At 37.8% G+C, this 10,075-nt stretch carries 6 protein-coding genes; 3 read left to right on the forward strand and 3 right to left on the reverse strand.

All coding sequences use genetic code 11. The features are described 5' to 3' along the window. Window positions 1-59: 59 nt before the first annotated feature. Window positions 60-560, reverse strand: a complete 501-nt coding sequence (locus KO530_RS22170) for a prepilin-type N-terminal cleavage/methylation domain-containing protein (protein WP_216050598.1) — start codon at window positions 558-560, stop codon at window positions 60-62. 375 nt (window positions 561-935) lie between these two features. Between KO530_RS22170 and KO530_RS21845 the strand changes: the two genes are divergently transcribed. From KO530_RS21845 to KO530_RS21855, 3 genes are all read left to right on the forward strand, one after another. Next, the gene (locus tag KO530_RS21845) at window positions 936-1,277 is read left to right on the forward strand and encodes a DUF3718 domain-containing protein (protein ID WP_216050599.1); all 342 of its coding nucleotides are present in this window, start codon (window positions 936-938) and stop codon (window positions 1,275-1,277) included. Between the two features lie 969 nt (window positions 1,278-2,246). Then, the gene (locus KO530_RS21850; RefSeq protein ID WP_216050600.1) at window positions 2,247-3,005 is read left to right on the forward strand and encodes a 3-keto-disaccharide hydrolase; all 759 of its coding nucleotides are present in this window, start codon (window positions 2,247-2,249) and stop codon (window positions 3,003-3,005) included. A 34-nt stretch (window positions 3,006-3,039) separates the two neighbouring features. Next, entirely contained in the window at window positions 3,040-6,489 is a 3,450-nt protein-coding gene (locus tag KO530_RS21855; RefSeq protein WP_216050601.1) for a family 16 glycoside hydrolase, read from the forward strand. A 207-nt stretch (window positions 6,490-6,696) separates the two neighbouring features. Here KO530_RS21855 and KO530_RS21860 read toward each other — a convergent pair whose 3' ends face one another. Then, window positions 6,697-8,133: a sulfatase family protein gene (locus tag KO530_RS21860; RefSeq protein WP_216050602.1), complete on the reverse strand. Its 1,437-nt coding sequence runs from the start codon at window positions 8,131-8,133 to the stop codon at window positions 6,697-6,699. A gap of 120 nt (window positions 8,134-8,253) precedes the next feature. Continuing rightward, window positions 8,254-9,570 carry a sulfatase-like hydrolase/transferase gene (locus tag KO530_RS21865; RefSeq protein WP_216050603.1) on the reverse strand — a complete coding sequence of 439 codons (1,317 nt, stop codon included), beginning with the start codon at window positions 9,568-9,570 and terminating at the stop codon, window positions 8,254-8,256. Between the last annotated feature and the right edge of the window lie 505 nt (window positions 9,571-10,075).

The raw sequence follows: 10,075 nt of genomic DNA on the forward strand, positions 1-10,075 counted from the left end.
TAGTTTGTGGCTGTCCATGTCAAAGGTAAATCCGTAGATATCTCCAGCCAACTGAATGGCTAGCAACCAGTCGTTGTCAGGCTATAGAAAACCGGTTCAGCAATATTACTAGCGTCCACATTGTACAATAAACTACAGCTATCAAAGGTTGCATAGCCTTTAGGGACTAAATAAATAGTGTCGCCACTGGGTAAATCATACACTCCCCAATCGGCGGTAATAGTATCGTTAGCATTGAGCATAATTTCATAAGAACCCTGCAGTACTTTGACAACATTAGTACCCACAGGTGTAAGGTGACCCAATGTCGTGCTAACGGTTGTGTCGCCTAGAGAAACTGAACCAAGAGCCAACTTGTGTTGGTTTGATAAAACCGCTTTAGTATAGGTGAGCGTGTTAGCAGATTTTAAAGTACCTTCTAAACTAGTCATTTGTGCTGTTACAGCATCACCTTGTAAATCAATAAATCGAGGCGCGGCTACTACAGAGAGAATCCCTAGAATGACAATGATAATAATCAGTTCAATTAGGGTAAAACCCCGTTGAATATTGTGTTGCATTAAAACGTACTCGTGGGGTTGTTATCAACCAACTTATATAAACCAAATGGTAACTGAAGTATAAAGAGTTAAATTAATGCTGTCATTTGTCCTACTGATAATTTTGGTTCCTTTTCATTAACAGTAAGTCCCACTTAATCATTAATTAACACTAAGTCCAATTATTGGGTAATTTTGCCATAAAAGTTAAATTAACTAATATTTGGTCAAAATAGCCACTCATTAAATTTTCTCATTCTCTAAATTAGATGTAAATTCCACTAATAATTATAAGTGATTGTTTTATATTAGTATTTAATTTTGGCATCGTCGTTGCAAAAGTCATGTCAAGTCACTTTTAAGACTTACAACAATCAACGGAAATAGGAAAATATGATGAACACACTAACTAAAGTAATCGCAACTGCAGCATTAACCCTTGCCTCAATCGGTGTCGTAAACGCTTCAAATGTTGTGGTTCCCGCCGACAATTACGTTACCAGTAATCTTTGTGCTGTTGCCACTGAAGGCAGTAAGATAAAAATGTCACAGGCCATTAAAAAATCTGGATTGAGTAAACGTTATGTGGCAACAAAAGTGACTTGCAACGATTTACAATTCATGACATTCATCGAACAATACGGTAGCAATGCGAATGACATGAATGACTTTTTGACAGGCGGAAAATACAGTAACACCACGGATATGGCAGCCGTAACTTCTCATAAATCATTATAATCGATGGTGCTAAACCGTTTAGCCACTCCCCATCGTCTACTTAATACTGAGTATGGCGATGGGTTGCCAGTTATATAATTTCATGCCTGCCAATATAAATTAAAAACAACAACCTACCTTATACCCACTGGCGATTATGCTCGTAGCTGTTGCTTTTCAGTTTATTTTCTCTTTGTTTCGCTACACAAAATGACCCGTCGAATACAGTGTGATACACAATGATAATAAAGATTATTAGAAAGGATGATTTGTCGCTTCCCTGCTTGTGGCATGTTGAACCTCGTCGAATTCTATTTCCCTGAGTGTAACTCAACGCGAGAAATTGATAGTACAGTTTGTGGCTGTCCATGAATTAGTCCCTCCATGAATTAGTCCAGTCCATGAATTAGGTCAATGAATTATCGTTCATATATTGGCTCATCGATCATTAATATAAGGTAGTTAATAACAGTTAATTTCGTTTAAGTATGTTAATTCTTGCTATCTATAAAAAAATCTTTAACACCCGTTCTTGGTGTTAAAAATTAACATTTTATTTTCTAATAATTTACACAATAAATAATGTTCCACATTTAAAATAGTGTAATTGTCGATATTTTTTAAAAATAGCCATGAATTTTTAAAATAATATTTCAAATTCACTTTGTTTTTGTAAATCAATATTTTTTAAATGTTAACAAACTTCTTGTTTTAAATATGAGATACCATTTATTATGTAAAAAATAATGAAGGAAATATCAACAATGATGCAAAAGGTGGGTGTTTATTAATTGTAATTGCTTATTCGGGCGCTACGTTGATGTTCGAAGATGATTATGAAGTTTTACTTTCTACGTGACGAGAAACAACACTCAATTTGGTCGATTAAATAAGGCGCAACCCCTTTTACAAGAGTATTAGCTAATGAGGGGCAAAAACAAAGCTAATCGCTGTGCTACGCCTATGTGTTTTATTTACTAAGGAAAAGCAATGAACCGTGTAAAGTACACTTTGCTAAGTATTCTAATTGCCACCTCAATAACTGTATTAGCAAAAGAGAGTAATTCAATATCACCTAGCCTTACCGAAGTTTGGCAACCCGTTAAGAAAGTCCAAGTGAATAATAATATTCCTTCTGATGCGATTGTGTTGTTTGATGGAACGAGCACAAATGCGTGGGAGCAGGCCAATGGGAAATTTATGGGGGAGCCTATAACCTGGGATGTTGAAAATGGCGTAATGACAATTCCGTCTCGCGTCAAAGGACCTCAAAATATAAGAACTAAAGAAAAATTCTGTGATATTCAACTACATATCGAATGGCGTATACCGAGCCCCATAAAACACAAATTTGGGCAAAAAGACGGTAATAGTGGAATTTTCATTCAAGAGAGATACGAAGTTCAAATACTCAACTCCCACGATAATGAAACTTATGCCAATGGCCAAGCTGGCGCTATATATAAGCAGTCAATTCCTTTGGTAAATGCAAGTAAACCGACGATGGAATGGCAAAGTTACGACATTATTTATACCGCACCTCAATTTAACAATAAACAAGAGTTAACCCAACCTGCGTTTATCACGGTTCTTCATAACGGTGTATTGATTCAAAACCACAGCGAAATATTAGGTAGCACGGTTTCTCGCGGCGCGCCAAGTTACGAACACCATGGTTGTGAGGCCATAAAAATACAAGATCATAGCTCCAAAGTTAGCTTCAGAAATATTTGGTTAAGAAAACTTTAATAATCGAAGCAAAGAGTTTCGTAGAGAGAAAGTAATGAAAAAAATGACACCTAAAATACCTTTGTTCTGCTTGGGATTATTCAGTATCTCGTTATTTTTAAATGGCTGTGGCGCTTTTGATGACAGGCCGACTACTAAGGTTGAGGTAGCGGATGGTAGCCAAAATTTTAATTTTGATGGTATTGCTTTTAAACCAAATACTATGTGGCAGAAAGTAGGTGATGCGACAATAACAGAAGATATGCTTGGGTTTACCCTGGCTCAAGGCGACGCAGTATTGCTAAATCGTGGCAAAGATAATTTACTTGTTAAAGGAAACTTATTAGAAACACACCAGCAATATAAAGATTTTCATTTTAGTGTTGACGTTAATATAACGCCAAAAACTAGATCAGGTATCTCTATTCTTGGTCGGTACCGAATCAATATAGCGGATATGTATAAAGCCAAAAAAATAAGACCTACGAGTATGGGAGGGATTGACCATCGGTATGACGAAGAACGAGAACGTAACGTTAAATATGATGGTGTAAAACCGAAGGCTAATCCTTCAAAACCACCCGGACAATGGCAAACGCTTGAAATAGATTTTAAGGCACCTCGTTTCGATAACGATGGGTTAAAAACTGAATATGCGCAGTTTATTTCAGTAAAATTAAATGGTGTGCCGATTCATAAAAACCAAGTTGCTACCGGCCCAAGTCAAGATGCTCAATATCTAAATGAAACATCTCACGGACCGATTTTCCTTATTGGGAATAGTGCCCCTGTTGCTTTTCGAAATTTAGTTATCGAGCCTAAAGATTTTTCACATATACCCGCTGCGAGACCCCTAAAAGCTGGAAATGAAATACCGTTAGGAGTGAATACGGGCAAACCCATGATTAATCTTGTAAAACACGGTAAAGAACTCTTTCAAGATAAAGGCTGTAAAGAGTGTCATACGATAGATAAAAATTCGAATGCAGTAAAATCGGGGCCAAATTTATTTGGTGTGTTTTCTGACAATACGAAAGTAATAAGAGTTTATGACAGCGCAGAGCAACATATAACTAAAATTAAAGCAGATGATCACTATCTAATGCAGTCACTTCGACAGTCGGCATTATACTTAGCAGTAAGAAATAACGCAGATAATTCGACGAAACAGTTTTTACCTATCATGCCGTCATACAACGCGGAAGCAATATCTAATAGTGATATCACTGCAATATTGAGTTACTTAAAAACGCTGAACGAAAGTAAAGATAAAGGTCCCGCTTATATTTGGCAAGAAGCACCAGAAAAGCCATATGTGTTAACAGAAGATTTAAGTGCAGAACTCGTTAGCAATAAGCCAAGGTTAGTTCGCGTTAATATTGGGCCTGAAGTGTCTGGTCGCGCATATCATGTTGGTTTACCCAATGCACGTAACTACAGCTTTGACCCTCGCACCTTAGCGGTTGAGCTAATTTGGTCGGGTCGCTTTTTGTCTTTAAAAAACGAGAAAAAGAATCGGGCTGACAAGGCCAGTGAGATTGGTGAAGGCGCAGTAAAGTGGGATACAACATCATACACCCACTTATTTCAACCGATTTTATCAAATGGAAAGGCCGTCGATTTTACCTTTAAAGAACCAAGTGATACCTCAGAAGAAAGCGTGATTGCAAACTTAAATGACAACAAAGAATTTGCCGAGTATATGGCCGAAACCGATGCTGGGTTTATTGGTGTGAATACGGAACAAGGCGAAATTCCTTGGTTTAATTATCGTGTTGAAAATAACAGTGTATCGGCGCAAATAAACATTACTGATGACAACCAAATACAGGCTAACTTTAAGGTAAAAACAGCGTCAGCTTTACGCTTATCTTTAGCTGACACCTCACTGATAAATATTCAGGTATCGCACGGTAAAGTGACTGACAAGGTTTGGCATTTACCCAAAGGTGTAAACCAATTGGTCACGTTTAGCGCAAGCTTTAAAAAGGCACCTAAATTTAATGAATTAAACGATAAGGTCGTTAAGCAAAGTAATGAAAAACAAGCCCTTGTTTGGAGCGACGCTTTCAGTGAAAGTGCATCTTTACCAGCAGGGTATCGTCTTGAAAATTCATTAGCGCCAAATGATAAATTTGGAAGACAAGTGTTGTTTGAACCATTAGGTATCGCTTTTACTGAGCAAGGTAGCGCCTATGTTAGTACTAGAACATCGGGTGTGTGGAAAATTACAGACAATAATTGGCAGCAATTTGCTGAAGGTATTTTTGACTCATTAGGTGTGGTTGTTGATAGCGAGAATACGATTGTTGTAGGTGAAAAATCTGGACTCACTCGTTTAAGCGATGTTAATGATGATGGTTGGGCCGAATCTAGGGTTAACCTGTCGGATAGTTTTACCTTTAGTTCTAATTATCATGAGTATTTACATGGTCCAATTAAAACCTCTGCTAACGAGTATTTCTACACCTTAAATTTGGGACATGGTTTATCGGGTAGTTATCGCGCAGAAGGCACAATGGGAACGGGAGGAGGTTACCGTGGTTGGGCAATGAAAGTAGATGCCAATGGCAACACCATCCCATACGCCAATGGTATGAGAAGCCCTGCGGGACTAGCAATAAATGCTGACGGAAAAATGTACTATACGGATAATCAAGGTGATTTCCAAGGTACCTCGAAACTGCATGTTTTAAAGCCAAATGCTTACTATGGACATCCGGCGAGTTTAGTCGATGTACCAGGAAAGACGCCAACAAGCCCTGATATTCAATGGGACGAAATGAAAGGTAAGCGCGATTTACCTGTTGGTTTGTTACCTCATGGACGCGCAATGAATTCACCTGGTAGTCCTGTGTGGGATACAACAGGCGGCGGTTTTGGTCCGTATAAAGGACAAATGTTCATTGGTGACCAAACTAAATCAAACATCTTTAGAGTGCATACTGAAACGGTAAACGGGGTAGAGCAATCAGCATTATTACCCTTTATGGCGGTTACTGCATCGGGGGCAATGAGGTTAACATTTTCACCTTTAGATAATAGCTTATGGATTGGGCAAACAGGCAGAGGATGGTGGCCCAAAGGCGGCAACTTAAATGCCTTACAGCGCATCGTTTACGATGGAGAAACTGTGCCTCAGTCAATTTATTCTATTGAAGTGCAAGCCGATGGATTCAAGGTTAATTTAACTAAACCAATAAGCAAATCTGAACGCCACACTTTTGACAATTTAGTGATTAGTTCGTGGTACTACCTAGAAAACGCTAATTATGGTTCAGAAGAAAAAGAGATGCGTGTTGAGAAAACAGCAATTAGCAATTGGAGTAAAGACGGCAAGTCTTTCCGTGTAACGGTCGAAAACTTCAAGGTTGATGAAAATAGACCTGCAGAACATACATCACGTGTATATGAAATTGATCTATCAAAAACCGTGTTAGGCAAGGGCTTATCTGAGTTTCATACCAAAGCTTGGTATACCTTAAATAGTATTCCCAAAAGATAATATTCAAAAAATGTTAGTTAGAGAAATTGGCGGAAAACTTACGGTGTAAAAAACTATCAAGCAATCGTGAATTAAGTGGGCTTTAGCTCCCCGCAACCCTGCATTAAAGTTTGAAAACAACACAATAGAGTTCTTATGATTCTCAGCTTGGTTAATGGGTTGAATATGCTCAACCCGTTGTCTGTCTGACGAGCACCATTTATTCGGCTATTTTCCGTATTTGCTTTCTACATCTTGTTTTAAAGCAATATCGAAAGACTCCATACGTTCTTTTAATGCTTTTACTTTTTCAGGGTATTTGTTAATTAAGTTCTCTTTTTCTGGCGCATCCAGCTTAATGTTATACAACTTTTCACTGAGTTCTTGGCCGTTAATTTTCTGTTGTTGGTTTGGATTGAAGCCTTTATAAATAAACTTCCAATCGCCCAATCTGATGCCATCTACGGTGCTGGTATTAGCAGAGTAATAAAATATCTCTTTACGAGGAGAATCTTTTTGTTCACCGCTTAAAAAGCGAGAAATATCAACCCCATCGTAAATTCTATCTTTGGGTAACTCAATTCCAGCATAGTTTGCAATGGTTGGAAATAAATCGAGTGCTGAAACAATTTCGTCGCTTACGGTTGGCTCTATTTCTGTGGGTGCCCATATAATACCTGGTACACGTAAGCCTCCCTCGTAGGTTGTAAATTTACTACCTCGTAATGGCTTCGCTGAGCCTTTGCTGTTCGGTCCGTTGTCAGAAGTGTAAATAACCAAGGTATTCTTGTCTAAACCTTGTTCTTTTAAGGCTTTCATTACCTCACCTACGCTCCAGTCAATTTCTTGTACTGCATCATAAAACGGACCACCTTTGCTTGAGCCTTTGAATTTTTCACCGGTAAAAATGGGCAAATGTGGAAAAGTATGTGCGAAATATAAAAAGAACGGCTTCTGTTTATTTCTTTTAATAAATGATACTGCTTCTTTTGTATATCGCTCTGTCAAGGTTGATTGATTAGCGGGATATTCGATAACCTGATTGCCTCTCATTAAGGGGACTTTTCTCTTTAGTTTTTTATAAGCTTTCAGGCCGTTAGTTGCTATTTGATTGGCATCGTAATGTAATTGTTCAAGGGTATAACCTTCATTTAAAACAATATCTTCGGCTATGTCCATATTAGGCGCAATGGACATGTCATTACTATATGGCAGGCCATAGAAGTAATCGAACCCCTGAGCAGTAGGCAAATAGGCTTTTTCATGACCGAGGTGCCATTTACCAATAAGACCAGTAGCGTAATTTTTTTGTTTTAACAATTCCGCAATCGTGATTTCTTGTGGTGGTAAGCCCTTTCCAGTATAAACAGCAGGACTTGAGAAAACTACGTGCTGAGCACCTGCACGCACCGGCATTCTGCCAGTTAACAAAGACGCTCTTGAAGGCGAACAAACGGAAGAGGCTACATAGAAGCTGGTTAATTTCATTCCCTCTTTTGCTAACTGATCAATATAGGGTGTATCCGCTTTTTTTGATCCAAAAGAGCTAAGGTCTTCATACCCTTGGTCATCAGAGAAGATAACCACAACATTTTGAATCTTACTTTGTGCAGTTGCCATAGTGAATAACAAACAGCTCGTTAACAACAGTGGTGATTTTTTCATTGTATTTATACTCGTCGTATTATCGTCTAAATGTAGCGTCATATAGGCATAAATAATTTGCTACAGCCTTTTTTTGTAAGGTTTACTTTTTACTTCAGTTATATTTTAAATATCGTGGGCTTAGCGTTTCATTAAAGCTTGTAAGTTTGAAAATATTTGTTTTTCTTGTGCTGACAATTCATCTAACTGAACCGACTTAGTTTGATAGTGACCATTATATTTTTCGTAAATAGTATCTTTCCCTATATCGCTAATTTTGACACCATAATTGAAATTTCTAATCCAAGTATCTTTCTTATAGCTAATTTGAATGTGGCTTTTATTAGCCTGTTGAGCGTATTGCTGCTGGTCGTTTAATAATAAAGGTTTCAAGCTAAGGCCATGATGTGGGTAATCTTCGGCTAATGGTATACCTGTAAAATCAAGTAAGGTGGGCAAAATATCAGAGAGCTCAACTAAACGTGTATGATTTACTTTTGGTTGGATGACACCGGGCCAGTTAATAATCAACGGTACACGAGTACCGGCGTCGGTTAATGTACCTTTAGCGCCTTTAACTAACTTGTCAGGACATTGAGTAGTAATAGGTTTGTCGGTGCCATTGTCACCAACAAAAATAATTAGGGTGTTTTCGCGCAAACCTAAGGCGTCTAATTTATCAATAATACTCCCCACCATTTTGTCGGCATATTGCACCATGTCTTTGAAATGAGCTGTTTGCTCTTTAACTCCGCCGGGTCCTTTTTCTGAAATTGAACCTAGTGATTTTCCATCCCAATCGGCCGAATCAGGCGTGGCATCGAATGGCCAATGTGGCAGCAACATAGGGTAATACAGTAAAAAAGGCTGATCTTGGTTGCGCTCAATAAAGCCAGTGAGTTGATTAACTAAAACATCGGGACCATATTCACCTCCTGAAAAATTAACAGCTTTACCATTAAATTCTAATTGAGGGTTAGGGTACCGGCTATCATGCTTGGTATCTTCACGTAAACGAGGGCGAGTATGTTGCCACAGCCAGGAGCTGTCAAAACCAAAATGCTGAGGTGAGTCTATTTCTTTACCCAATTGCCATTTACCCGCAATGGCCGTTTTATAACCGGCACTTTTTAAATAATGGGCAAAGGTGGTTTGGCTCCTATCAAGCTTCGCAAATCGTTTATAGTTGCGTAAGTTATATAACCCTGTCATTAACTTAACACGTGATTGCGTGCATTTAGGATTAGCAAAAGCATGTTCAAATCTAACGCCTTGAGCAGCCAGTTCATCTAGTACCGGTGTATTATATCCGGCACAACCATTGGCAGATAAACATTCATAACCCATATCATCGGCTAGAATAAGCACAATATTTGGTTGCTTAGCATGGATGCTTATACTGACTAAACCCGCAATAACACCCATTAACAAAGATTTAAGTGATTTTCTTATTTGCATGATAGTTTCTTATTTAAGTAAAAGAGATTTATGCCGAATGCTTTGATTGCGGATCGAATGGGCGCCTATTAAATGAATTTAATGTTCGTAAAGGCTAAACAAAATAATAGAGCGCACTTACAATCTATTTACATTGTAAATAATGTTTCATATTTAAAAAAGGTGTTTATCAGTATTTTTTAAAAATTAATTATAGGTTTTACAATTATTTCTTTAAGTCACACTTTCTATTGATTTAAGTAATTTTGATCCATTTTTCAGCATGACAAACAACATGGACAGCCACATTTTTAGATAGCATATTTTTTTGCTTTTAATAATGAGTGGATGATAACGAAAAGGTTTTAATATGCTCATTATTTAGATAAACAGATGAGGCAAGTTCATTTTTTGCCGAATGAACGCGATTAAGATTGATTTAGGGTGATGTGAAGAGTATTTCTTGTGCAAAGAAACAATTGAAATGAAAAGTGACTTTAGTGGAGTCGTTAGCCTACAGAATTTT

Source organism: Aliiglaciecola lipolytica, assembly GCF_018860635.1.
Lineage (GTDB): Bacteria > Pseudomonadota > Gammaproteobacteria > Enterobacterales > Alteromonadaceae > Aliiglaciecola > Aliiglaciecola lipolytica_A.